The following is a 24672-nucleotide window of genomic DNA, read 5'->3' on the forward strand; positions in this document are numbered from 1 at the left end:
TGCGCGCAGGGCTCTCGCGGCGCGTCAAGAACAGGGTGCGGGCCAGTCCGACAGGTAGGCGTTGAACACCCCGTACTTGAGGTGAGGTGAGCGGCGTACTCCACGGCACATTCGCGTGCGCGGACGCTTGGGAACTGGACCTGTGCGGTCAGGTGTCGCTGAAATGTTTCAAGGGGTACGCTCTTCGCGTGCCAAGGACCTGCCACCTTCCCTCTGGCCGGCTCCGCCGGGAGACCCACGAGATGCGAATGTCCCCACGTTTATTACTCGCCGCGCTAGGCGCGGTCCTCCTCTTCCACGCCGGATGCGGCGACGAGCCTGGCTGTGAGGGTGCGAGCTGCAACCCGCAAGCGGTCTGCGGCAACAACACCGTGGAGCAGGGCGAGCAGTGCGACGACGGCAACAAGGTGGACGGCGACGGCTGTGAGTCCGACTGTACGCGGACGCCCGCGCCGGCCGCGGTATGTGGCAACGGCAAGCTGGAAGGCGAAGAGGTCTGTGACGACGGCAACACGGCGGACGGCGATGGCTGTCAGGCGGACTGCTCGCTGACGCTGACCCAATGCCCCGCGGCCAACGCGCCCGCGCTTCCCGACGGCGCCACCTGCGCGGTGACGCAGCAGGGCTCCGCCGCGCGCCTCTTCACGGGCGTGGTGCTGAAGGACGGCGAGACGCTGGTGGGTGGGCAGGTGCTGGTGGACGCGCAGGGCATCATCCAGTGCGCCGCCTGTGACTGCTCCGCCGCGGCGGGCGCCGCCGAGGCCACGCAGGTGTCCTGCCCCGGTGGTGTCATCTCCCCGGGCCTCGTGAATCCGCACGAGCACATCACGTATCCGATGGAGCCGTACGTCGGCACCGAGGAGCGCTACGAGCACCGCCACGAGTGGCGCACGGGCCGCAACGGCCACACGCGCATCAACAGCCCCGCGGCCAGCGCCGCGGACAACGTTCGCTGGGGCGAGCTGCGGCAGATGATGGCGGGCGCCACCTCCATGGCGGGCGCGGGTGGCCAGGCCGGTCTGCTGCGCAACGTGGACGTGAACAACACCGCGCTCCAGGAGGGTCTGGGCGAGGGTGTGGTGAACTCCGACACCTTCCCGCTGGGTGACACCAGCGGCAACATGATTGCGTCGGGCTGTGGTTACGGCTCGATGCCGACGACGAACTCGCTGCCGCGCTCGGCCGCGTACCTGCCGCACGTCTCCGAGGGCATCTCCACCGCGGCGCTCAACGAGTTCCTCTGCCTGTCCACGGGCCCGAACAACGTGATGCAGCCGCGCACCGCCGTCATCCACGGCATCGGCCTGACGGCGAAGGAGATTCGCGTCATGGCGGAGAACGGCACCGGCCTCATCTGGTCGCCCCGCTCGAACATCTCGCTGTACGGCGACACGGCCATGGTGTCGGCCTACAAGAACCAGGGTGTCACCATCGCGCTGGGCACCGACTGGCTGCGCTCCGGCTCCATGAACCTGCTGCGCGAGCTGCAGTGCGCGGACTACCTCAACACCTCGCATTACGCGCGGACCTTCAGCGACCAGGACCTCTGGCGCATGGTGACGTCGAACGCGTCGGACCTGGTGGACACGTTCGAGAAGACGGGCCGCATCGCCGAGGGCAAGGTGGCCGACCTGGCCATCTTCCAGCTGCGCACCTTCACCCGCTCGCCGCACCGCGCGGTCATCACCTCGAACCCCGAGCACGTGGTGCTCACGATGCGGGGTGGCAAGGCGCTCTACGGTGACCAGGCGCTGATGGCCGGGCTCCGCGGCGCGGACACCTGCGACACGCTGGACGTGTGCGGCGCCTCGAAGGAAGTCTGCCTCCAGTCCGAGATTGGCAAGAACCTGGCGGCGCTGACGTCGGGCGCCACGGCGAAGTACCCGCTGTTCGCGTGCGGTACGCCGGAGAACGAGCCGACGTGCTCGCCCCGCCGTGCCTCGCTGGACTCGCGCTGGCCGGCCGTCGTGAACAGCTCCACCAGCTACACCGGTGAGGTTCGCGCCGCGGACAAGGACGGGGACGGGCTGGTGGACTCCGTCGACAACTGCCCTGCCATCTTCAACCCCATCCGCCCCATGGACAATGGCAAGCAGGCGGACTCGGATGGCGACGGGATTGGCGACGCGTGCGACCCCTGCCCGCTGGAGGCGGGTGACGCCTGCACGTCGTTCACCGTGGGCGACGATGACCACGACGGCATCGTGACGTGGCAGGACAACTGCCCGTTCGTTGCCAACCCGGACCAGACGGACGCGGACGGCGACGGCAAGGGTGATGCGTGTGACGCGTGCTCCAGCGTTCCGAACCCGGGCGACCTGGGCTGCCCCGCCACCATTCACGAGCTGAAGACGCCCGTGGGCGGCAGCCTGCCGCTGGTGGGCAAGCCGGTTTCCATCATGGATGTCGTCGTCACCGGTGTGGTGAAGGGCGGCGCGAGCTCCCAGGGCTACTGGGTGCAGACGTATCCGCTGCCTTCGGGCACGAGCGTGGATAACTCCGGTCTCTATGTGTACTCGCCCAAGGGCGACCTCGCCGCGGGTGATCGCATCGACATCACCACGGGCGTGCTGACCGTCTACTTCGGCCTGCCCGAGCTGACCGAGGTCAAGTACGTCAAGCGCAGCTCCGGCAACGAGGTTCCCGCGCCGGTGGTGGTGACGACGGCCGACATCCGCACCGGGGGCCCGCGTGCCGCCGCGCTGGAAGGCGTGCTCGTGGAGGTCCGCGACGTGGCGGTCAACACGGGGGTGGACGAGTTCGGCCAGTTCCTGGTGAACGAGGCGGGTGACGCCGGTCAGCCGGGTCTGATGATTGACGACCAGGCCTATGCCTTCCAGGTCCCGTCCATTGGCACGCGCTTCGGCGCGCTGCGCGGCGTGCTGACGTACAACTTCAATGACTCCAAGCTGGTGCCGCGCTTCCTGGCGGACATGCCGCTGCCGCCGCCGTCGCTGACGGGCTTCGGTCCGAACGGCTACGCGCGCGTGGGGGGCACGGGCCCGGTGAACACCTTCCCGCAGGCGCTGACGCTGACGCTGTCGTCCGCCTACGCGGAGGCGCTCGACGTCGTCATCACCTCCTCCAACGAGAGTGCGCTGAGCGTGCAGGACGGCCGCATCACCATCCCCGCGGGTCAGACGTCCGCGACGGTGCAGGTGAACGCGGTGGCGCCCGCGCAGAGCGTGACGCTGACGGCCACGCTGGGCGGCTCCACGCAGACGGCCACCATCCGGGTGCTGGGTGCCGACGAGCAGCCCGAGGTGGTAGGCGTCACCCCGGGGAACGTGACGATGGTGCCCGGCGGCGAGGTGGTCTTCACCGTGCAGCTGGACCGTCCGGCGCCCGCCAACGCCACCGTGGCGCTGAGCGTGAATCCGGCGACGGGCTTCGGCACCTTCGTTCCGGCGAACGGCACGCTAACCGTGACGGAGAACGCCACGGAGGCCGTGTTCTCCTTCATCACGGACGCGGCGGCCACGGCCACCGAGCCCGGCACGGTGACGGCGAGCATCGGGGCGACCAGCGCGAGCGCCACCGTGACGCTGGACCAGAATGCGCCGCGGCTGACGGCCCTGTCGCCGTCCTCGGCGGTGACGATTCCGGCGGGCGGGACGCAGACGTTCACCCTGACGGTGGACCGTCCGGCGGCGCAGGACACGGTTGTTGAGCTGGCGGTGGTGCCGGGGGCGGGCGTGCAGAACTACGGCACGGTGCCGGCCTCGGCCACGATTCCGGCGGGTGCCACGGAGGTGACCTTCACCTTCACGGCGGACGCGCAGGGCGAGGGCACGGGCACGGTGTACGCCTCGCTGTACGGCATCACCCAGACCACCGCGCTCACGGTGCTTCCGCCTCCGCCCGCGCTCAGCGCGCTGTCTCCGTCCACCGCAGCGGTGCTGACGGGCCGGACGTTCACCTTCACGGTGACGCTGGACCGTCCGGCGCAGACGGACGAGACGGACGTGGCGCTGACGCTGGAGCCGGCGACGGGCGTCGGGTCCATTCCGGCCTCGGTCCGGGTGGCCCGGGATGCGACGACGGCGACCTTCACCTTCACGGCGGACGAGGTCTCGAGCCCCGCGCAGGCGCTGCTCACGGCGAGCTTCGGCGGGGTGGACCGGACCGCGCAGGTGTCCGTCATCCTGGCCGCGGAAGGCGGACTGGTCATCAACGAGGTGGACTACGATATGCCCGGCGCGGGTGACTCGCAGGAGTTCGTGGAGATCTACAACAACTCCTCGATGCCCGCGTCGCTGAGCAGCGTGTTCCTGGTGTTCGTCAATGGCAGCAACATGTCGAGCTACCAGAAGATTGCCCTGGCGGAAGTCAACGGCGGGGTCCTGGGGCCTCGGGAGTATCTGGTCGTGGGCGCTGCCACCGTCGTCGATCCGCTCGCGGGGCGTGCCGGTGTGCACACGCTGCAGCGGGGGACCACCGACTTCATCCAGAACGGTGAGCCGGACGCGGTGGCCCTGTACGACGAGGCCACGGATGCGTTGATTGACTCCCTCTCCTACGAGGGGCACGTGGTGAACGCCACCATCGCTGGAACGGACACGAAGTTCGACATGCGTGAGGGGGACGCGGACACGAAGACCCTGGCGGACAGCAACACCGCTCAGGGCTCGCTGTGCCGGGACGCGGACTCGACCGACACGGACGTGAACGCGGAGGACTTCTCCTTCACCACGACCGTCACCCCTGGCGCGGCGAACGTCATCACGAAGACGCCGTAGCCGCCAGGCATCAAGGGGACAGGGCTGAAGTGCCGGCCCTGTCTCCGTAAGGTTTCAAGCGGGCGGAACCCTGACATGGGGTTCCGCCCGTTTCATTTTGAGCTGGGCATGTATCCGGGCGCTGGCTGGCGTTGCCACGTCAGGGATGTCAGGACTGGCTGGCATTGACGCAGTCGAAGCCTGTGGCCTGCACGAGTCCCGCTTGGTGTATCAGCATGACGGCGCGGTACAGCGGGTCGTAATCCACGGAGGCGCGGAAGAGGTTCTGGTGCACGAGCATGCCCAGGAGCCCGCCCAGGAGGCTGTGCGCGGCGGCGAGTGCGTCCACGTCCTGCCGGAACTCTCCCATCTGCTGCCCGTGACGGATGAGGCGCTCCAGCGTCGTCACGTAGAGGGCCAGCTTGTCTCGGATGGCCTCCGCTACCTGGTCATTGGAATCCGCCGCCTCGGCCGCGAGCATCGCGAAGAAGATTCCGTATTCGCGGTGCTCGCGAAGGAGGAGGTGCGTCCGCTCGCAGATGGATTGGAATTGCTCCCGCGCCGGAAGCTCGCGGTCGTCTCCAGGCAGCTGAAAGGCTCTCAGACAGCGCTGGTGCAACTCTTCAATCGCAGCCAGCAGCAGGTCTTCCTTGGTGGGGAAGTGCCAGTACAGCGCTCCGGGCGTCATCCGGATGGCGCGGGAGAGGTCCGCCATCGTCGTCGCGAGGAAGCCTCGCCTCGCGAAGAGGTGGATGGCCGCTTCCAGAATGTCCATGCGCGTGCGCGCGGCACGCTCTTGTTTCAGCTCACGTTGGGCGGGTTCCCTGGCCATACCCGCCGAATCTATGCATCACGCCAGGAGTGTCACCCGGACGATCTCCGGCGGCGCTCCGACGCGGAGCGGCGGACCCCAGAAACCTGTTCCCCGGCTGACATACAGGCGCCGGTCTCCTTCGTGAAACAAGCCCGCGTCGTGCTCCCAGATGGCGGAGACCGCCAGCGTGAAGGGGAAGAACTGTCCCCCATGCGTGTGTCCGGAGAGCTGCAAGCCCATTCCCTCCCGCGCCGCCACCTTCCAGTTCGACGGCTGATGCGCGAGCAGCACCGAGGCCCGCTCGGAATCCCGGCCCGCAGTCGCCGCCGCCAGGTCATAGCCTTGCGAGAACCCCATCTTGCCCGCCGACCAGTCGTCCACACCCACCAGGTCGAATGACGCGGCCGTGTCGCCAATGCGCACGTGACGGTTGCGCAGAACATGCACATCCATACGCTCCAGCGCCTCAGCCCAGGCCGCGTCGCTCCAGTAGTACTCGTGGTTTCCCGTGACGAAGTAGGTGCCGTGGCGTGACTTCAGCTCGGACAGCGCCGAGACCGCTGGGGCCAGCGACGCGACGTGTCCGTCCACCAGGTCGCCAGTGATGCACACCAGGTCGGGGCGCAACGCGTTACAGCGGCGCACCAGTTCGTCCATGAACCGGCGCCGGATGACCGGCCCCACGTGGATGTCACTCAAGTGGACGATGCTGAAGCCATCCAGCGCCTTGGGCAGCCCCGGCAGCTTCACCGCCACTTCGTTCACCACGGGCGGATGGAAGGCGCTCCACATCCCGAAGCCCGTCACGCCGCCTGCGGCCAGCACTGCTCCGCCGGCTGTCGCCCGAGCAAGGAAGCGTCGGCGTTCCACATCCACTGGTGCTGGAGCCTCGGACTTGGCGCCGCCGGGCCTTTCCGCCATCGCCACCGGAGTAGCCTCGGCGTGCGTCGCCGCCTCGCCGTGTCCACTTGTCGCCAGGGCTTCCGGAGTCAATGACACGGACTTCGTGCCAGTCGCCGCCAGCGTGCCTCCCGCCCGCACCGAGGCACCCACCGCATGCGCATAGGACACAGAGGCCGTCTCGCCACCGCGCAGCTCCACCACCGCCGGCTTGCCGCGTGAGCGCTGCATTCGCGCCGCCACCTTGCGCACCGCGCCCAACACTCCGAGCGCGAGCAACAGGTAGATGGCCATGCCCATCCACGTCCACACCGCCGTGGCCACGGCGAAGGTGGAGTCCATGGGAAGGAAGCGCGTCACGGACCATGACAGCACCAGCAGTGTGCCCAGCACCGTCATGACGCCCATGCCCACGCGCCGCCATGCGCGGTGCTCCGACGTGGCCGTGAAGAGGCGCCGGTACAGGTAGACGTGGACGGCGACCGTGGCGATGCCGGTGACGAGGGCGAAGAGGATGAAGCGCGCGGTGTCCATGCAGTGCGCCATCCTGACCCGTGCGCGACGCGCTGCAATGCAATCCGCGTGAAGAAATGTGAACACCTCGTACACGGACATCGCATCAATCCGCGTGGGGTGTTCGCAGCTGGGGCAATCGCGACCCGAACCCACGTCGCATGCGATTGCAGCATGCAGCCAAGAGAGCGCCTGCGCCGTTCTCGCGATACAAGTGACAGCGCGTTGGCCGTATACACCGGCCTGCCCGAAAGCCACTGAAGGGTTGCCGCGTGTGTAACGGCGAACCGCCTGGCTGACGCGCATGCACCACCTCCTCGAGGAGACCCCCATGCCCCCTGACATGATGGCGGGAACGCGCCGCCTGTTGACGTGCCTGTTGAGCGCCTTGCTGATGGTTGGCTGCGAGCCCTCGGGGGAGCTCGCCATGCCGGAGACTCCACACGCCACGCGCACCCAGCGAGTGGTCGTCACGGCTCCGCCGATGCGCATCGCCGCGGGTGCCCAGCACTCGCTGTATCTGTCACCCGGAGGCGACGTGTGGGCCTGGGGCGGCAATGGCTCCGGCCAGCTTGGCGGGGCGGAGACGTCCCTCCAGGGACTGGCGCCGGTGCGGCTGGCGGCGCTGGCGGACATCGTGTCGGTGGTGTCCGGAGACGCCCATTCGCTCGCGCTGGGCGCGGATGGCTCGGTGTGGACATGGGGCGGCAACAGCTCCGGGCAGCTCGGTGATGGCACCACCACTGATCGCGCGACGCCGATGCGGGTTGCCGGCCTGGACGGCGTGGTGGCGGTGGCCGCCGGAGACTTCCACTCGTTGGCGCTGCGCGAGGACGGCACGGTGTGGGCGTGGGGGACGAACTTCCACGGACAGCTCGGCCGGGGACACACGCAGCCGGGGCTCACGCCCGAGCGGGTTCCCGGGTTGGAGGGCGTGGTCGCGCTCGCCGCGGGCTTCGACTTCACCCTGGCCGTGCTCGAGGACGGCACGGTGCGCGCGTGGGGCTCCAACGGCTCCGGCCAACTGGGCGACGGTACCTTCACCCAGCGCCTGTCTCCCGTGAAGGTCTCCGAGCTCAGCGGCATCACCGAGGTGAAGGCGGGCACCTACCACGCGCTGGCACTGGGCAAGGACGGCGGCGTGTGGACGTGGGGCAGCAATGCCTCCGGACAGCTCGGTGATGGCACGTGGAATGACCGCGCCGTACCCATGCAGGTGCCGGGACTCGAGCGGGTGAAGGCCGTGGCTTCCATGGACTCGGATTCGCTGGCGCTGCTCGACACGGGCGCCGTGTTCGCGTGGGGGGCCAATGGCTCCGGCCAACTGGGCGATGGAGACACCGCCGACCGCGCCACGCCGGGACCGGTGCCGGGGCTGAATGCGGTGGCCTCGGTGGTGGGCGGCGCGCAGCACGCGCTGGCCCTGCGAAAAGACGGCACGCTCTGGGCCTGGGGCGGAGGCATGTCGGGCCAGCTGGGCCACGGTGGCTCCGAGCGCCACGTAGTGCCTGCTCCGGTGATGCGCCTGGCGGGCGTGACGTCGATGGCGACGGGCAGCTTCCACTCCCTGGCCGCGCTGGGGGATGGCTCCGTCTGGGCCTGGGGCCGCAACACCTATGGGCAACTGGGTGATGGCAGCACCGCCGAGCGCCACGCCGCGGTGCGCGTGGAGGGCTCGGCGGCGTTCGCAGCGTCGCCTCGGCCGCCCACCATTCGCTTGCCGTGGGCATGGATGGGACGGTCTGGGCATGGGGGCGCAACGCCGCCGGACAGCTGGGGGACGGCACCACCACGGACCGCGCCCTGCCCGTCGCGGTGTCGGGCCTGACGTCGGTGACGGCGGTGGCCGCGGGCGGCAGTCACGTCCTGGCGCTGCGCAGCGACGGCAGCGTGTGGGCCTGGGGCTACAACGCGCTGGGGCAGCTGGGGGACGGCACGACGGTGGACCGGTTGACGCCGGTGCGAGTGTCGGGGCTCGGTGCGGTGGTGGCGGTGGCCGCCGGTTCGTACTTCTCCATGGCCCTGCAGTCCGACGGCACGGTGTGGACGTGGGGCGAGGGCTTCGAGGGACAGCTGGGGGACGGCGCTGGCGTGCAGCGACTGAGTCCGGTGCGCGTGGAGGGACTGGCGAACGTCACCCGCGTGGCGGCGGGCTCCGCGCATGCGCTGGCCGTTCGCGGCGACGGCACGGTGTGGGCGTGGGGCGACAATGGGGAAGGGCAGCTCGGGGACGGCTCCTGGGCGGACCGCTTCCGTCCGGTGCAGGTGCCGGGGCTGCAGGGCATTACTGCCGTCAGCGGTGGCCGCTCCCACTCCATGGCGTTGCAAGGCGATGGCACGGTGCGAGCGTGGGGCTACAACGGTTACGGCCAGCTCGGAGACGGAACGCTCACCTCGCGCGTGCGGCCCGCCCTCATCCCCGGCCTGACTGGCATCCAGGCGCTCCACCCCAGCCACCTGCACGTGCTCGCGCTGCACGCGGATGGGACGTTGCGCGGGTGGGGTTACAACCGCTTCGGTCAGCTGGGGCTGGGCGCCGCGGGTTGGAGCGCCCTGCCAGTGCAGGTGCGAGGCATTGGCCGCGTGGACCGGTTGTCCGTCGGCCGCGCGCACACGCTGATGGTGCGCGCCGATGGCACGGTGATGGCTTGGGGCGAGAATGGTTCGGGCCAGCTGGGCGACGGCACCTCCACCCACCGCGCGAGTCCGGTGTCCGTGCGCGGCGTGCCCTGTGTCCGCTCTGTCGCCAGTGGCTTGCAGCACACGCTGGCGCTGGCGTGTGACGGCGCCGTCTGGGCCTGGGGCGCGAACGGGCGGGGGCAGTTGGGAGATGGCACCACCACCCCGCGCGTGACGCCGGGGCTGGTGGAGGGGCTTCGGGGCGTGGTGGCGCTGGCGGCGGGTGGAGACACGTCGGTGGCACTGCGCGCGGATGGCTCCGTGTGGAGCTGGGGCGGCAACGCCAATGGCCAGCTGGGTGACGGCACCCTCACGGACCGCCCCCTGCCGACACACCTCAAGTCCCTCTCCAACGTGGTGGCCGTGGCCCTGGGCGAAACGCACGCCCTGGCGGTGGGCGAGGACGGCGCGCTGTGGGCCTGGGGCGCGAATGGCTCGGGCCAGCTGGGAGATGGTGGCACCGAGCGGAGCCTGACGCCGGTGCGCGTGAAGGGGCTGGAGCGCGTGGCGTCCGTGGCGGCCGGACGTGCCTTCTCGGTGGCGGTGCGCGACGACGGCACCGCGTGGGCCTGGGGCACGAACCCGTCCGGCCAGCTGGGCGATGGCACCAACCAGGCGCGGAGCGTGCCAAATCAGGTGACCACCTTGAAGGGCATCCGCGCCATGTCCGCGGGGGCCCACCACGTGGTGGCGCTGAGCGCCGACGGCACGGTGTGGACGTGGGGCGACAACACGCTGGGGCAACTGGGGGATGGCTCGTCCTCGCCGACGGGGATGTGGCCCCGGCAGGTGCCGGAGTTGCGAGGCGTGGAGGCGGTGGCCGCGGGAGAGCAGTTCACCGTGGCAGTGCTGCTGGACGGTACCGCCCGCGCCTGGGGCAGCAACGAGTACGGCCAGCTCGGTGATGGGAAGACGGGCCCGCAGCTGACGCCGATGGCGGTGAAAATCGATGGGCCGAAAATCCGCCCGCCCGTGCGCACCGTGCGCGCCTGGGGCCAGCACGCGGTGGTGCAGATGTCGGACGGCACCGTGCAGACCTGGGGCGACAACACGTTCGGCCAGCTGGGAGACGGCACCACCACGCGACGCGCGGTGCCCTTGGCGGTGCATGGATTGGCGAGCGTGGTGGCTGTGTCCTCGGGCGCCTGGCACTCGCTGGCGCTGCGCAGTGACGGCACCGTCTGGGCCTGGGGCGCCAATGGCTTCGGTCAGCTCGGGGATGGCACGTCCACTCCGCGCACCAGGCCGGTGCAGGTGGCCGGGCTGGGGGATGTGGTGGCCATTGGCTCGGGGGCTACCACGCGCTGGCGGTGCGCTCGGACGGCACCGTGTGGACGTGGGGTTACAACGCGTTCGGCCAGCTGGGTGACGGCACCGCGGAGTCGCGCTCTCTGCCCATCCAGGTGGAGGGGCTGGAGGGCGTGGTGGCCGTGGCGGGCGGAGACCACTACTCGCTGGCGCTGCACTCGGACGGCACCCTGTCCGCGTGGGGCAACAACGCGTCGGGCCAGTTGGGAGACGGCACCGGCACCACCCGCTATTCGCGCGTGGTGGTGAAGGGCGTGGACGGCGTGGTGGACGTGCGCGCGGGCGCGACGCACACGGTGGCGCTGCGGGGCGACGGCACCGTGTGGACGTGGGGCGACAACACGTTCGGTCAGCTGGGGGACGGCGCCAGCGGCACGCGGATGCGCCTGGTGCCCCGGCCGGTGCCGAGCCTGTCCTCGGTGTCCGCCGTGGGCGCGGGGGCTCGCCACACGTTCGCCGTGGCGCTCAAGGGCACGGTGTGGACGTGGGGACGCAACTCGCACGGCCAACTGGGGCTGGGGGACAACACGAACCGGACGGAGCCCCAGCGCGTGCGGGAGCTGTCGGACGTCACCGTGGTGTCGGGCGGGGCGGATTTCTCCCTGGCCATGAAGCGCGACGGCACGGTGCTGAGCTGGGGCTCCAGCCTCTACGGCTCGTTGGGCCTGGGCGCCACGGGGCACCGCTCGTCACCCGGGCAGGTGGCGCTGCCCTGAGCCGGGCATCAGGGCCTGTTCAGAGGGTGCGGCGGGCGGTCCGCATCCGCACCCGGTACTTCTTGGGCGGGCGCGTCCTGAGCCGGGCCCGGTACGTGCCATGCGCGCGCCGGGCCGAGCGGGAGCGTCGGCTGATGGCTTTCCTGCGACCCGCGCCGGGGGTGCGTCGACGAAGAGCTTTCATGGGTGCATCCGGCGTGTGCGCTACGGCTTCTCCGTGAGCGGGCGGGGCGTCGTCAGCTCGGTGCCGATCTGCCGCCACTCCTGCGCGTAGGCGCCGCGAACGAAGGCGCGCAGGTCGTCAGACGTCACCGTGCCCCGTGCCATGGCGGTCCCCAGCGCGCGCACGACGGCGTTGCGGTGCGGCTGCTCGACGTAGGGATTGCCCTCGCGGAACACCTCGCCGAAGAGCGACTCCAGGCGGCCGTCCTGCTTCAGGCGCTCGACGATGCGGGCCTGCGAGGCGGGCTCGTTCGCGTGCGCGTGCAGCATGGCGGAGGCGAGCCCGCCCTGGGCATCCGCCTGGTCGGGAAACTCGGAGAGCAGCTCCAGCTCCGCGTCAGCGCCCGCGATGGCGGTGGCGTCCGGAGGCGGCGCCGTCACGCCGCGCTGGGCGGGGCGCCGGTCGGGCTCGAAGTCGCTGCGGCCCTGGAACGTCTGCACCGTGCGGTGCGTCTGGACACCCTTCGTCCCCTGGGTGGCGGTGCCGGAGGCCGGCCGCTGCTCCGGAGCGCTGGCGCGCTCATGCGCCGGGCCCTTGGGCGAGGACGGACGGTTACCACCATCGATGCGAGACATGGGGGCTCCAGGGATGGGGCCCGGTGCGGACAGAGCTCCGGGAATTCCCATGTAGGTTATCGGGCGCGGTGTGGCTCCAGTTGCGTCCCACCTCTAACGTGCGTCCGCCGGAGTGTCCCCGCACGGCGGGCGCGCCCGCGTCATCGCCCGGAAAAACGCAATGACTCCCGGCGTTTGGCGGGCAGGGGAGGGAAGTGGCGCTCCAGCCCGTGGACCAGGTCCTCACGCCACGCAGGGTAGTTGTGCCCACCGCTGTACTCCCGGAGTTCCACCTGATGCCCAGCTTCTGAGAGCACGGGAGCGATGCGGCGGTTGCCCTCCAACAAGCCCTCGAAACGGCCGCAGTCCAGCCAGACGTCCAGCGGGCGGCGGGGTGGGGGCCGCGCCAGGTCGAAGACGACGAAGTCATGGCCCTCCACCGTGAAGGCCCCGGACTGCGACAGCACCCGGCCGAAGACGTCCGGCATGCGCAGGCCGGTGTAGAGCGCCATCAACCCGCCCAGCGAGGCCCCCAGCACCGCGTGGGCACCGGGGCTGCGCCGCTCGTCCACCAGCGACAGCTTCTGGCGCGCCAGCGGCAGCACCTTCCACTTCAACAGCCCCACCGTGTACTCGCTGCAGGCGTACTCCATGCTGCGTGTCTCGCCGCCATGGCACACCAGCGCCAGGGCCACCGGGCGCATGCGGCCTTCGGCCACCAGGGTGTCCACGAGCTCCGGAAGGCGGACGCGGCGCAGGTAGTCCTCGCCGTCGTACACCACCACCAAGGGCACCGGCGCGTCCGTGGGCGGCGCGTACAGGTACACCCGGCGCTGGCCCGGCAGGTCCACGTCTCCTGTGTCCACCACATGCCGGGTGACGCGGCCCCGAGGCGCGCCGCGCGGGTGCCGGGCGGGCAGGGACGAGCGGGCCTGGGGCATGTGGAACGAGTGGTTGATGCCGCCAAAGCCGTTGTCGGAAGGGTGGCGGTTGAGCGGGTCCTCCACGCGCTGGCCGCGCGGGTCCTCCAGCGCGTATTCGACGTAGGCATCCGCGGGCAGCGTCAGCGTGCGAGCCCACAGTCCGGGCGCCACGCGCTTGAAGGGCAGCGGCTTGCCGCGCCAGTCCTGGAAGTCACCTTGGAGGCAGATGGGGCCCCGGCCTCGCCACACGAAGGTGGCGGTGTCCGATTCGATGACGGGCGTTCCCTCGGCGCGGGCCCGCGCCTCCAGTGTCTTCGCGTCCATCCGCGCACCCTAGGCCAGCAGGTCGCGCAGCGCGCCCTCCAACTCCGGGTACCGGAACACGAAGCCCGCCTCATGGGCGCGCTGGGGCAGCACGCGCTGGCCCTCCAGCACCACCTTCGCCATCTCTCCCAGCGCCGCCTTGAGCATGAACGCGGGCATCCGCACCAGGGACGGCCGGCCCAGCACGTGGCCCAGCGTGTGCGCGAAGAAGGCGTTCGTCACCGGCGTGGGCGCGGTGGCGTTCACCACGCCCTCCACCTGGGGATGGGCCAGCAGGAAGAGGAGCAAATCCCTGGCGTCGTCGCGGTGCACCCAGCTCACGAACTGCTCGCCGCTGCCCACCGGGCCGCCCGCGCCCACGCGGAAGGGGGCAGCATCTTGTGGAGGGCGCCCCCTCCGGGTGCAGCACCACGCCCATGCGCACCACCGCCGTGGGGATGCTGGACTCGCGCGCCTGCATCGCCTCCGCCTCCCAGTCCACGCACACGCGGGCCAGGAAGTCGTCACCCGGAGGGCTCTCCTCCGTCAGCGGCTCCGCGCCGCGCGTGCCGCCGTAATAGCCAATGGCGGACACCGACACGAAGCGCCGCACCGTCCCCGCGCCCCGCATCGCCGCCACCACCGCGCGCGTGCCGAGCACCCGGCTGTCGTGGATGCGGTGCTTGCCTTCGTGCGTCCAGCGCTGGGCCACCGGCTCGCCCGCCAGGTGCACGACGGCCTCCGCGTCCGCCAGCGCCTCCGGGGGCAGGGGCGAGCCGGCGGTAAAGGGCGCCCCCGTCACGCCGGCGGGCAGGCGGGCCAGGGCCTGTTCAACGTTCCGGGCCAGGACGTGGACCTGGTGTCCACGCTCCAACAAACCCTGGACAAGCCCTGGACCCAGGAAGCCGCTCGCGCCGGTGACGGCCACCTTCATGGGGAGGGCTCCGAGGGCGCCGGGTTGTTCAGGTCCACGCCCACCAGGCGGCTCAGGACGGCGAAGAAGGTCGTCAGCTCATCCGGCTTCATCCGGCCGGAGTGCCGGTAGACCAGGGCCCCTTCGGCGTCCAGCAGCACGATGTTGGACGTTTTCAGCGGCAGCTTCCACGGCGCCTTTCCCAGTGCTCCATCCATGTCCACCAGGATAGGCACGCCCACCTTCTTCTCCTCGTCCCGGACGAAGGAGAGGGCAATCTGCCGGGCCGGAAAAAAGTCGAAATTCTGAAGGTTTGCGACCGCCAGCACCCAGGCCGCATCCAGGATTCCGCGCTCCTGTCCCCGGGCGAACAGCTCCTTCTTCAGGGTCGAGTTGAGCTTGGTCGAGTCCTTGTCCTCGTAGAACAAGATGACCGGTTTTCCGCGCCACTTGGAGAGCCGGACCTCCTTTCCCGCGGAGGTGCGTAACGTCGCGTCCACCGGCTCCGGGGCCGGCGCCGCGCCCAGGGCGCTTCCCGCTGCCAGGGAGATGGAGAGCGCACCTGCGATCCACGCCTTCATGAGGGGACCTCTGTGTACAAGGTTATCGCAAACCTTAGACATACCCTTGACAAGCTCTGGACGCAAACGCTACCTCTAGGAAGCAAAGGAACGGGTTCTTCGGAGGAAAGAAGCATGGCACTCACGCTTCCCGATGCGCAGTCGCCGACGGGCCTGCTTCCTCTGGAGCAGGCCTGGCTGCAACTGGTCCAGGCGGAGGTGGAGACCTCGCTGGCGGAGTTGTTCGAACTTCCCGACGAGGCCGGCCTGGACGTTCGTTGGACACAGGCGCTGACGCAGGCCCGGGCCTATGCCTTGCGGCCCGCCAAGCGGCTGCGCCCCGCGCTGGTGATGGCCGGACACTGCCTGGCGCGTGGGAGCGCGGTGGTGCCCTCCGGGTTGTGGCGCTTCGCCGCGGGGTTGGAGCTGCTGCACACCTTCCTCCTCATCCACGACGACGTGGCGGACCAGGCGGAGCTGCGGCGGGGCGCCGCGTCCCTGCACCGGATGCTGGCGCCTGGACGCGCGGGGGAGGACTGGCCGTGGTGGTGGGAGACCACCTCTTCGCGCGCGCCCTGGAGGCCATGCTGGGCTCGGGGCTGACGGGCGTCGCGGGCGTGGTGCAGTACTACCTGGGCGTGTGCCGTCACACGGCGGCCGGGCAGTACCTGGACCTGGACCTGGGCCGCGCGCCGTTGGCGGAGGTGACGCTCTTCCAGACGCTGCGCGTGGCGCATCTCAAGACGGCGCGCTACGGCTTCTGCGCCCCGCTGGTGTGCGGGGCCATGCTCGGCGGTGCCAGCAGCGGCTTGGTGGAGGGGTTGGAGCGCGTGGGCCGTCACGTCGGTCTTGCCTACCAGCTTCGGGACGATTTGCTGGGCCTTTTTGGTGATTCCAACGTCGCTGGCAAGGCCGCTGACGGCGACTTCCTCCAAGGCAAGCGAACCTTTCCAGTACTGGCCGCCTTCGCGCGCGCCACCGAGGCCGAGCGCACGGAGCTGGAGGCGCTGTGGGCGCTGCCGGTGGAGCAGAAGGACGCCGCCGCGCTGGCGCGGGCCCGCGCGCTGGTGGAGTCCTGCGGAGGCCGGGCCGCGTGTGAGCGCATGGTGGTGCGCGCCTCCCGGGCCGCCCGCCGCTCGTTGCAGTCGCTGCCCAATCCCAACGGCGTGAGAGAGCTGCTCGACGCGCTCATCGCCCGGCTGGCCCACCGCGCCGCCTGAGGACGCCATGAGTGCATCGATACAGGGCAGGCGCATCGTGGTGGTGGGCGCGGGCGTGGGCGGGCTGGCCGCCGCTGCCCGGCTGGCGCACCAGGGCTTCGACGTCCAGGTCTTCGAGAAGACGCAGGGGCCGGGTGGGCGCTGCAACCGATTGCAGGTGGATGGCTTCACGTGGGACCTGGGCCCCACCATCGTGCTGATGCCGGAGGTGTTCGAGGAGACCTTCCGCGCGGTGGGCCGCCGCATCGAGGACTACCTGACGCTGCTCAAGTGCGACCCGAACTATCGGGTCCACTTCCGGGACGGTTCGGATGTCACCTTCACGTCAGAGCTGTGCGCCATGGGCCGCGAGCTGGAGCGCGTGGAGCCCGGCAGCTACGCGCGCTACCTCGCCTTCCTGGCCCAGGGCCGCGTCCAGTACCGAACGAGCCTGGACCACCTGGTGGGGCGCAACTACGCGGGCCTGCGCGACTACCTCTCGCCGCGCGTGCTCGCGCGCATCTTCCAGGTCCGCGCCCACCGCCGCATGTACGGGGACGTCAGCCGCTTCTTCCAGGACGAGCGGCTGCGCGCGGCGATGACCTTCCAGACGATGTACCTGGGCGTGTCGCCCTACGCGTCGCCCGCGGTGTACGGCCTGCTGCCCTTCACCGAGCTGGGGATGGGCATCTGGTTCCCCAAGGGTGGCCTGTATGCCATTCCCCAGGCCCTGGAGCGGCTGGCGCGCGAGGAGGGTGTGCGCTTCCGCTACGGCGCGCCCGTGGAGCGCATCCTCACCGATGGCGTCCGGACTCGAGGCGTGCGGTTGGAGGGCGGCGAGGTGGTGGAGGCGGACGCGGTGCTGTGCAACGCGGACCTGCCTTACGCGTACGAGAAGCTGCTGGACCCGAAGGCGACGACGCTCAAGCGCAGGGAGAAGCTGCGCTACACGTCCAGCGGCTACATGCTCTACCTGGGCATGAAGCGGCGCTACCCGGAGCTCTTGCACCACAACGTGGTGTTCGGCCGGGACTACAAGGGTTCCTTCGACGACATCTTCGAGCGCTTCCGCGTGCCGGAGGACCCCAGTTTCTACGTCAACGCGCCCACGCGCACCGACGCGTCCCTGGCGCCCGAGGGCAAGGACGCGCTCTATGTGCTGGTGCCCGTGCCGCACCAGCACCCGGACCTGGACTGGAAGGTGGAGGGGCCCCAGGTGCGTGCGAAGTTCTTCGCGCGCATGGCGGAGCTGGGCTTCCCGTCGCTGGAGTCGGACATCGAGGTGGAGCGCGTCTTCACCCCGGATGACTGGGCCGGCACCTTCAACCTGGCGCGTGGCAGCGCCTTCGGCCTGTCCCAGAACTTCACGCAGATTGGCCCCTTCCGTCCGTCCAACCAGGACGCGCGGGTGAAGAACCTCTTCTTCGTCGGTGCTTCCACGCAGCCGGGGACGGGGCTGCCCACGGTGCTCATCTCCGCGCGGCTGGTGACGGAGCGGCTGATGACGTGGGCCCACGCGCAGGGCGTTTCGCTGTCGCCTCGGACGGCCGCCGCCACGCCGCTGGAAGGGGTGGCCGCGTGAGCCCGTCTGTCGACAAGGCGCTGGTGGAGCGCGGCTATGTGCTGGCGAAGCAGGTGACGCGCCATCACGCCAAGAGCTTCTTCTTCGCCTCGTACCTGCTCTTCGGCCTGCGCCGGAAGGCGGCGTTCGCGCTCTACGCCTTCTGCCGGCGCCTGGACGACATGGTGGACGGGGACGACGCGGCGAGCGCGGCCGATGCGTTGCCGGTGCGGCTGGCGCGGGCGCGGCAGCGCGTGGCGGAGCTGTACCTGCCCATGCCGGAGCTGGCCTCGCGCGAGCTGGGGCCGCCCGCGGACCGGGTGAAGGGCAGCGAGGCCGCGACGCCGTGGGATGCGCGGGAGTTCGCCGCGCTCGAGCACGCGGTGCGCCACTTCCGGATTCCGGAGCAGCCCTTCCAGGACCTCATCTCCGGCATGGAGATGGACCTGACGAAGCACCGCTACGCCACCTGGGCGGAGCTGGACCTCTACTGCTACCGCGTGGCGGGTGTGGTGGGGCTGATGTTGACGCCGGTGCTGGGGTGCTCGGACGCGGCGGCGGTGGAGCCCGCGGCCGACCTGGGCCGGGCCATGCAGCTCACCAACATCCTCCGCGACGTGCGCGAAGATTGGGAGCGCGGCCGGGTGTACCTGCCCGCCGAGGAGCTGGCCGCCTTCGGATTGTCGGAGGACGACTTGCGGCGCGGACAGGTGGACGCGCGCTGGCGGTCCTTCATGCGCTTCCAGGTGGAGCGCTCGCGGGCGTACTACGCGCGGGCGGCGGCCGGGGTGCGCTACCTGACGGGCTTCGGCAGTCAGCGGATGGTGCGGCTGATGGGCGCCATCTACGGCGACATCCTGCGCGACATCGAAGCGCGCGACTACGACGTGTTCAGCGCCCGGGCCCACGTGACGACGCGCCGCAAGCTCGCGCTGGCTTCCGCGGCCATGGTGCGGCCCGCCGCGGTGCTGCCCGCCCCCAGGGCGAGGTGCGCATGCCGCTGCTCCCCACCGGGGCGGGAGGGTGAGGGCGTCATGCGTGGCGAGGGAATGAAGACGGAGCTTCGGCGGCGCATGGGAGGTGGAGCATGAAGCGCACCCGCGTCGCGGTGGTGGGCGGCGGCATCGGTGGACTGACGGCCGCCGGGCTGCTGGCGAAGGACGGGCATGAGGTGACGCTGTTCGAGCGGGGCGCCTCGCTGGGCGGCAAGGCCCAGGCCGTCACCGTGAATGGCATCACCCTGGACACGGGGCCCACGTTGCTGACGCTGCCGCACCGGTGCGTGGCACCTTCCAGCAACTGGGCGCCGAGGACCTGCTGCCCCGCTTCACGGAGCTGGAGCCGCAGTGCGCCTACCGCTTCGAGGACGGGTGTGACTTCACGGCCTACAAGGACGTGGAGCGGATGGCGGAGAGCGCGGCGGGTGTCCGCCCGGGCGAGCGCGACGGCATCCGCGGCTTCTACACGGAGGCCGCGGCCATCTGGCGGGCCGCGGGCGAGCCATACCTGGAGGCGCCCTTCGAGGGCCTGGCGGGCTTCATGACGCGCGTGGCGAAGCGCGGCGTGGGGGCCGTCATGGCGGGGATGAAGATGGGCACGTTGCACGAACTGGCGGCCCGGCACTTCAAGACGGACCACCTGCGGCAGTACGTGGGCCGCTTCGCCACGTACACGGGCGCGTCACCCTACGAGGCCAGCGCGGCCTTCGCGCTGATTCCCCACATCGAGCATGCCTATGGCGTGCACCACGTCCGCGGCGGCATCGGCGCGCTGGTGGAGGCGCTGGCGCAGGCCGTGCGCCGGCTGGGCGTGCGCATCCACCTGGACACGCGGGCTCGCTTCGAGCGCACGCGCGAGGGCTACCGGTGGGCCCGCGGGAGGGCACGGAGCGCTTCGACAGCGTGGTGGTGAACGCGGACCCGCTGGAGCGGCTCGCTCGCGCGGAGGAGCCGCTGGCGCTGTCTGGCTTCGTGTTGCTGTTGGAGGTGGAGGGCCGCATGGCTCTACCGCACCACACGGTGCTCTTCGGCGGTGACTATCGGCGCGAGTTCGACGAGCTGTTCGGCGGACAGCTCGCGTCCGACCCGACGGTGTACTTCTGCAACCCCTCCGCCACCGACGAGAGCATGGTGCCTCCGGGCCGCACCGGGTTGTTCGTCATGGTGAACGCGCCCGCGCTGCCCGTGGACGCGCGCGGCGCGGAGCAGGCCACCCGCGACTGGGAAGCAGGCGCCGAGCGCGTGAAGGCGCAGATGCGGGAGCGCCTGTGTCGGCACTATCCGGCGCTCAAGGGGCGCGTGCGTGTCATCGGCCAGCGCTCGCCGGTGGACCTGGCCGCGCAGGGCGCTCCGGGCGGCTCCATCTACGGCTTCCTGCCGCACGGGAAGTTCGGCCCCTTCCGCCGCCCGCGCATCCGCGGCAACACGCCGGGCCTGTTCTTCGCGGGCGGCGGCACGCATCCAGGCGGAGGCGTGCCGCTGGTGATGTTGTCCGGTCGCTTCGCCGCGGAGCTGGCTTCGCAGCACCTCCGGAGGGATGCATGATGCGCTTGGCGAAACTCCCCGCCCTGCCGGATGCGGCGGGCACCTACCGCTGGTTCTATGCGGACGTCACCGCGGGGCCCTACAGCGCGGTGTGCATCTTCATGCTGGGCTCGCTGTTCTCGCCCCGGTACTCGGTAGCGGCGCGGCGGGGCGGACGGCCGCTGGAGCACAGCGCGGTGAACTTCGCGCTGTACCACGCGGGTGTGCGGCGGCTGTGGGTCCTCAGCGAGTACGCGCGCGCGGAGTTGGATGCTCCGGGCCGGCTGCGGATCGGTCGCTCCACGCTGTCGTATGAGGGGGACGGCACGGTGCGGATGGCCGTGGACGACGGGACGGCGCCGTGGGGCCGGCCCGTGCGCGCGAGCCTGACGCTGGAGCCGATGACGCCCGTGGGCGAGGTGGTGCAGCTCATGCCGGGGCTGCCGCACTACTGGCAGGCGCTGGCGCCTCGCTCGCAGGCCCGGCTGGAGGTGTCCTCGCTGGACATCGAGGCGCGCGGCCTGGGCTACCACGACACCAACCACGGTGGAGAGCTGCTGGGCGCGCGGCTGTCGGGGTGGCACTGGGCTCGCACGCACCGCGAGGACGAGACGGTGGTGGACTACCACCTGCCTGAAGGTGTCGCGCCGCTGCGAGTGGTGGCGGGCGCGCGCGGAGTGCGCTGCGAACGGGGCCCCGCGTTGGTGGAGGCGCGGCCCACCAAATTCACCGGCTGGGGTCTGCGCGTGCCGTCACGCCTGCACGCGGGCAACGTGGTGGTGGGACAGCCGAAGCTGCTGGAGTCGTCGCCCTTCTACGCGCGGCTGGAGGCGCGCCAGGGGCCTCTGGACTCCCTGGGTGAGGTGGCGGACTTCCGTCGCTTCCACTCGCCCTTCATCCGCTGGATGGCGCACTTCCGCACGCGCATGGGACGGGCGGCATGAGCGCGCTCGTCCTCGCGTCCCTGGCGTGGTGCGCCGTGGCCACGGGCTTCAGCGCGGTGGCGTGCGTGCGTCTGTCGCGCGCGCGGGCGGGCGCCGCTCCCCGGCCCGGCGCGCTGCCGCCCGTGTTGCTGCTGCGCCCGGTGGACGCGCCCACGCCTCGAGAGCTGGAGAATCTGGCGCAGTCCATCGACTACGCCGGGCCGTTGGAGCAGGTGGTGGTGTCGCCCTACCGTCCCCGGCTCGCCCCGGGCGTGCGGTGGCTTCCCAGCGATCCGCTGACGCCCAACCGGAAGGTGGGACACCTGCTCTATGCGCTGGACGTGTTGCCCGTGGGCGACCGGGTGGTGCTGTCGGTGGACGCGGACGTGGCGGTGACGGGCGCGCTGGTGGAAGGCCTGGCCGTGCCAGTGGCCGCGGGCGCCGCGCTGAGCACCGCGGCGCCGCTGCCAGTCGGGCCTCGGGACGGCGCGAGCCGGGCCATGGCGGGCCTCCTGCGTTACACCCACCACAGCTTCCGGGCCCTGGATGCGATGAGCGCGGGGGCCAAGGCCGTGTGTGGCAAGGCTTTGGGCTTGTCTCCCGTGGCCGTGGAGTCGCTGCGGCGGCTCGCGGACCACATCGGCGAGGACCTGGAGCTGGCCGGGCGTCTTCACGCCCAGGGACTGGACGTGGTGCTGAGCCGCGCCCCGGCGGTGGTGCCCCTGGACGCCGAGGTGCCCTGGGCGGCGCCCCTGTCGCGCTTCACGCGCTGGATGCAGGTGCTGGCCAGTCACCGGCCCGCGCTGTATCCCACGGTGCCGCTGCTCTTCACGCCGACGCTGCCGCTGACGGTGCTGGCCGCGGCGCTGGGGTCGCCCGTGTTGGCGGGCTCGGTGGTGGGATTGGTGGCCGTGCGGACCTTGCTGGCGCTTCGGTTGGCCGGGCTCCACGCGCCGGTGGCGGACGCGGGGCGGGCCTATGCGGTGACGGACTGGTTGTTGGGCGAAGCGCTCTTGCTTGCGGCCTTCCTGCGCTCGCTGTGGCGGCAGGGAACGGTGACGTGGCGAGGGCAGACCTATGCGTTGCGACCCGGAGGCCGAATGATACGGGTGGCTCCGGAGCTGAGTGGAGGACCCGGATGACGTACGCGCGATTCCTCGGGCTGTTCGTGGTGGTGCCCATTCTCTTCCTGGCGTGGCGCTACCGCCGCACCTTCACGGCCAGGAGCCTGGCGCCCATGGGGCTCCTGCTCATCGTCGTGTACGCGGCGACGTCGCCCTGGGACAACCTGGCGGTGAAGTGGGGCCTGTGGGGCTTCGACCCCGAGCGCATCTGGGGCATCAAGCTGGGGTACCTGCCTCTGGAGGAGTACCTCTTCTTCGGCCTGCAGACGCTGCTGGTGGGGCTGTGGGCCCAGGCCCGGCTGGCGCGTGCGCTGGCGCCGGATGCCCAGGCGACTCGGCCCGCGGCCGAGACGGGGGAGCGCCGCGACGGTGCGCTGACGGCTCGGGAGGTGGCGCCATGATGGAGACGAAGTGGGCATACCTCATCCACCTGTTGGGCTGGACGCTGCCGGTCATTGCCTTCCAGTTGGTGGTGCTGGTGCGCCACTACAAGGAGCGCTCTGGCGCGGTGCTCAAGGCGGTGCTGCCGCCGGCCTTCATCGTGGGGCTGTACCTGTCCATCGCGGACCACCTGGCCATCTCCACCGGCATCTGGAACTTCGGTGAAGGCAAGCACCTGGGCGTGTACCTGGGCGTGGTGCCGCTGGAAGAGGTGGTCTTCTTCCTGATGACCAGCGTGTTGGTGTCGCTGGGCCTGGCGCTGTTCACCGGGTTGGTGGCGCTGCTGGGGGAGGCCCGGGCGTCGTGATTCACGCGGCGAAAGGCGGCCCGCTGGGCTGGGCGTGGGACCGGTACATCGGATGGAAGTTCCGCTCGGCGTTCCGGGGATTGTGGGTGCGTGGGGCGCTTCCGCCGGGAGGGCCGGGCCGGCTGGTGTACCTGAACCACTCCAACTGGTGGGACGGCTTCGTGCTCAACCAGCTCTGCCAGACGGCGGGTTGGGACGGCTACTGCCTCATGGATGAGGAGAACCTGCGCCGCTACCGCTTCCTCACGCGCATTGGCGCCTTCAGCATCCGGCGCAAGGACGCGACGTCGCCGGTGGCGTCGCTGCGCTACGCGAAGGAGTTGCTGCGCAAGCCCCGCGCGGTGGTGTTCGTCTTTCCGGAGGGCGAGCACCGCCCCTTCGGCGTGCTCCCACTGCGACTGGAGCGGGGCGTGGAGCTGCTGGCGCGGGTGTCGAAGGTGGAGTGCCTGCCCATCGCGGTGCGCTACGGCTTCTTCGAACACGAGCGTCCAGACGTGCTGCTGGAGGTGGGCACCCCGCATCCCCCCGGTGACATGTCCGTCTTCCAGGAGGGATTAGAGACGGTGGTGCGGCGGCTGGCGGCGGTGACGTCCATGGAGGGCTTCACGCGCAGGGTGTCCGGTGCGCGTGGCGTGGCGGAGCGCTGGGACGCGGCCCGGGGGCTGGCGTCATGACGTTGCGCATCCGCACCATCGCGCGCATGACGGGCATCCGCGAGGCGACGCTGCGCGCCTGGGAGCGGCGCTACGGCTTCCCGCGTCCGCTGCGCAGCGAAGGCAACAACTACCGCGTCTATTCGCGCGAGGAGGTGGAGGCCGTCCGCCGTGTGGCCCGGCTCATCCAGGAGGAAGGCCTGTCGGTGAGCGAGGCCATCGCCCAGGTGAAGACGGAGCCGCCGCGTGAGCAGCCCGAAGCCGAGCGCTTGAGCGAGCGCTTCTGGTCCTCCGTGGGGGCCCTGGATGGGGACGAGGTGACGCGCGTGCTGGATGACGCGCAGACCGTCATGGACGTGGAGGCCTACTGTGACGGCTTCCTGCTGCCCCTGCTGCGGGAGATGGGCGTGCGGCTGGACGTCGCGCGGGAGCACCTGGCCTCCGCCCTCATCCGCCAGCGCCTGCGGCAGGTGTATGACGCCCTGTCCCCCGCGCCTGCCGGCCCCCGTGCCCTGCTCGCCTGTCCGGCGGGGGACCACCATGAAGGCGGCCTGCTGGTGCTGGGCATCCACCTCAAGCGCAAGGGGTGGCGGGTGACGATGCTGGGCGCGGACACCCCGGCGGCGGCGCTGCAGGGGCTTGCGTGCAGGTGCGGCCGGACGTGGTGGCGCTGTCCTTCGTGCGCGCCCGTGCGCCGGAGGAGTTCGCGTCCGTCCTGGAAGGCGCGCTCCGGGCCTGCGCGCCCTTTCCCGTGGTCGTCGGCGGGCGGGGGGCTCGCGAGCACCTGAAGGCCATTTTCTCGCTCGGCGCGCAGTACG

General features: G+C 70.8%; 14 protein-coding genes and 4 pseudogenes. 12 read left to right on the forward strand and 6 right to left on the reverse strand.

Annotation, left to right across the window (positions count from 1 at the left end):
- Positions 1 to 242: 242 nt before the first annotated feature.
- The gene (locus QEG98_RS05015) at positions 243 to 4739 is read left to right on the forward strand and encodes a lamin tail domain-containing protein (protein WP_410477955.1); all 4497 of its coding nucleotides are present in this window, start codon (positions 243 to 245) and stop codon (positions 4737 to 4739) included.
- A 148-nt stretch (positions 4740 to 4887) separates the two neighbouring features.
- On the opposite strand, the gene QEG98_RS05020 is transcribed toward QEG98_RS05015, so the two are convergent.
- Together QEG98_RS05020 and QEG98_RS05025 are read right to left on the reverse strand one after the other, a co-directional pair.
- Positions 4888 to 5493: a TetR/AcrR family transcriptional regulator gene (locus QEG98_RS05020; protein ID WP_316565944.1), complete on the reverse strand. Its 606-nt coding sequence runs from the start codon at positions 5491 to 5493 to the stop codon at positions 4888 to 4890.
- A gap of 75 nt (positions 5494 to 5568) precedes the next feature.
- Entirely contained in the window at positions 5569 to 6966 is a 1398-nt protein-coding gene (locus QEG98_RS05025) for a metallophosphoesterase (RefSeq protein ID WP_316565945.1), read from the reverse strand.
- A gap of 283 nt (positions 6967 to 7249) precedes the next feature.
- Between QEG98_RS05025 and QEG98_RS41655 the strand changes: the two are divergent.
- A pseudogene (locus QEG98_RS41655) lies at positions 7250 to 11648 on the forward strand (RCC1 domain-containing protein).
- Positions 11649 to 11852: 204 nt separating this feature from the next.
- On the opposite strand, the gene QEG98_RS05050 reads toward QEG98_RS41655, so the two are convergent.
- The 4 genes and pseudogenes from QEG98_RS05050 to QEG98_RS05070 form a co-directional block, all read right to left on the reverse strand.
- Complete coding sequence (locus QEG98_RS05050) at positions 11853 to 12446, reverse strand: hypothetical protein (protein ID WP_316565947.1); 594 nt, start codon at positions 12444 to 12446, stop codon at positions 11853 to 11855.
- A 140-nt stretch (positions 12447 to 12586) separates the two neighbouring features.
- On the reverse strand, positions 12587 to 13672 hold the full coding sequence (locus QEG98_RS05055; RefSeq protein ID WP_316565948.1) for an alpha/beta hydrolase-fold protein: 1086 nt from the start codon (positions 13670 to 13672) through the stop codon (positions 12587 to 12589).
- 9 nt (positions 13673 to 13681) lie between these two features.
- Positions 13682 to 14585, reverse strand: a pseudogene (locus QEG98_RS41660) (TIGR01777 family oxidoreductase).
- Positions 14582 to 15145: a hypothetical protein gene (locus QEG98_RS05070; protein ID WP_316565950.1), complete on the reverse strand. Its 564-nt coding sequence runs from the start codon at positions 15143 to 15145 to the stop codon at positions 14582 to 14584. The pseudogene QEG98_RS41660 and the gene QEG98_RS05070 overlap by 4 nt, the downstream one beginning before the upstream one ends.
- Positions 15146 to 15259: 114 nt before the next feature.
- Between QEG98_RS05070 and QEG98_RS05075 the strand changes: the two are divergent.
- The 10 genes and pseudogenes from QEG98_RS05075 (at position 15260) to QEG98_RS05120 (ending at position 24642) form a co-directional block, all read left to right on the forward strand.
- Positions 15260 to 16344 (forward strand): annotated as a pseudogene (locus QEG98_RS05075) (polyprenyl synthetase family protein).
- Between the two features lie 7 nt (positions 16345 to 16351).
- On the forward strand, positions 16352 to 17905 hold the full coding sequence (locus tag QEG98_RS05080; RefSeq protein WP_316565951.1) for a phytoene desaturase family protein: 1554 nt from the start codon (positions 16352 to 16354) through the stop codon (positions 17903 to 17905).
- The gene (locus QEG98_RS05085; protein ID WP_410477956.1) at positions 17902 to 18975 is read left to right on the forward strand and encodes a phytoene/squalene synthase family protein; all 1074 of its coding nucleotides are present in this window, start codon (positions 17902 to 17904) and stop codon (positions 18973 to 18975) included. Before QEG98_RS05080 ends, QEG98_RS05085 begins: the two co-directional genes overlap by 4 nt.
- Positions 18972 to 20427: pseudogene (locus QEG98_RS05090) on the forward strand (phytoene desaturase family protein). Before QEG98_RS05085 ends, QEG98_RS05090 begins: the two are co-directional and overlap by 4 nt.
- Complete coding sequence (locus QEG98_RS05095; protein WP_316565952.1) at positions 20424 to 21350, forward strand: carotenoid 1,2-hydratase; 927 nt, start codon at positions 20424 to 20426, stop codon at positions 21348 to 21350. The pseudogene QEG98_RS05090 and the gene QEG98_RS05095 overlap by 4 nt, the downstream one beginning before the upstream one ends.
- Complete coding sequence (locus tag QEG98_RS05100; protein ID WP_316565953.1) at positions 21347 to 22471, forward strand: glycosyltransferase; 1125 nt, start codon at positions 21347 to 21349, stop codon at positions 22469 to 22471. Before QEG98_RS05095 ends, QEG98_RS05100 begins: the two co-directional genes overlap by 4 nt.
- Complete coding sequence (locus QEG98_RS05105) at positions 22468 to 22854, forward strand: lycopene cyclase domain-containing protein (protein WP_316565954.1); 387 nt, start codon at positions 22468 to 22470, stop codon at positions 22852 to 22854. The genes QEG98_RS05100 and QEG98_RS05105 overlap by 4 nt, the downstream gene beginning before the upstream one ends.
- Complete coding sequence (locus QEG98_RS05110) at positions 22851 to 23201, forward strand: lycopene cyclase domain-containing protein (protein WP_316565955.1); 351 nt, start codon at positions 22851 to 22853, stop codon at positions 23199 to 23201. The genes QEG98_RS05105 and QEG98_RS05110 overlap by 4 nt, the downstream gene beginning before the upstream one ends.
- Positions 23198 to 23875: a lysophospholipid acyltransferase family protein gene (locus QEG98_RS05115; RefSeq protein ID WP_011551023.1), complete on the forward strand. Its 678-nt coding sequence runs from the start codon at positions 23198 to 23200 to the stop codon at positions 23873 to 23875. Before QEG98_RS05110 ends, QEG98_RS05115 begins: the two co-directional genes overlap by 4 nt.
- Positions 23872 to 24642 carry a MerR family transcriptional regulator gene (locus tag QEG98_RS05120; RefSeq protein ID WP_316565956.1) on the forward strand — a complete coding sequence of 257 codons (771 nt, stop codon included), beginning with the start codon at positions 23872 to 23874 and terminating at the stop codon, positions 24640 to 24642. The genes QEG98_RS05115 and QEG98_RS05120 overlap by 4 nt, the downstream gene beginning before the upstream one ends.
- The last annotated feature ends 30 nt before the right edge of the window (positions 24643 to 24672 follow it).

Source organism: Myxococcus sp. MxC21-1, from assembly GCF_032612255.1.
Taxonomy (GTDB): domain Bacteria; phylum Myxococcota; class Myxococcia; order Myxococcales; family Myxococcaceae; genus Myxococcus; species Myxococcus virescens.

What these genes read in the sequence shown, in the direction of transcription:
- QEG98_RS05015 (WP_410477955.1), top strand. Translation starts at nt 243, where the DNA reads ATGCGAATGTCCCCACGTTTATTACTCGCCGCGCTAGGCGCGGTCCTC.
- QEG98_RS05020 (WP_316565944.1), bottom strand. Translation starts at nt 5,493, where the DNA reads ATGGACATTCTGGAAGCGGCCATCCACCTCTTCGCGAGGCGAGGCTTC.
- QEG98_RS05025 (WP_316565945.1), bottom strand. Translation starts at nt 6,966, where the DNA reads ATGGACACCGCGCGCTTCATCCTCTTCGCCCTCGTCACCGGCATCGCC.
- QEG98_RS05050 (WP_316565947.1), bottom strand. Translation starts at nt 12,446, where the DNA reads ATGTCTCGCATCGATGGTGGTAACCGTCCGTCCTCGCCCAAGGGCCCG.
- QEG98_RS05055 (WP_316565948.1), bottom strand. Translation starts at nt 13,672, where the DNA reads ATGGACGCGAAGACACTGGAGGCGCGGGCCCGCGCCGAGGGAACGCCC.
- QEG98_RS05070 (WP_316565950.1), bottom strand. Translation starts at nt 15,145, where the DNA reads ATGAAGGCGTGGATCGCAGGTGCGCTCTCCATCTCCCTGGCAGCGGGA.
- QEG98_RS05080 (WP_316565951.1), top strand. Translation starts at nt 16,352, where the DNA reads ATGAGTGCATCGATACAGGGCAGGCGCATCGTGGTGGTGGGCGCGGGC.
- QEG98_RS05095 (WP_316565952.1), top strand. Translation starts at nt 20,424, where the DNA reads ATGATGCGCTTGGCGAAACTCCCCGCCCTGCCGGATGCGGCGGGCACC.
- QEG98_RS05100 (WP_316565953.1), top strand. Translation starts at nt 21,347, where the DNA reads ATGAGCGCGCTCGTCCTCGCGTCCCTGGCGTGGTGCGCCGTGGCCACG.
- QEG98_RS05105 (WP_316565954.1), top strand. Translation starts at nt 22,468, where the DNA reads ATGACGTACGCGCGATTCCTCGGGCTGTTCGTGGTGGTGCCCATTCTC.
- QEG98_RS05110 (WP_316565955.1), top strand. Translation starts at nt 22,851, where the DNA reads ATGATGGAGACGAAGTGGGCATACCTCATCCACCTGTTGGGCTGGACG.
- QEG98_RS05120 (WP_316565956.1), top strand. Translation starts at nt 23,872, where the DNA reads ATGACGTTGCGCATCCGCACCATCGCGCGCATGACGGGCATCCGCGAG.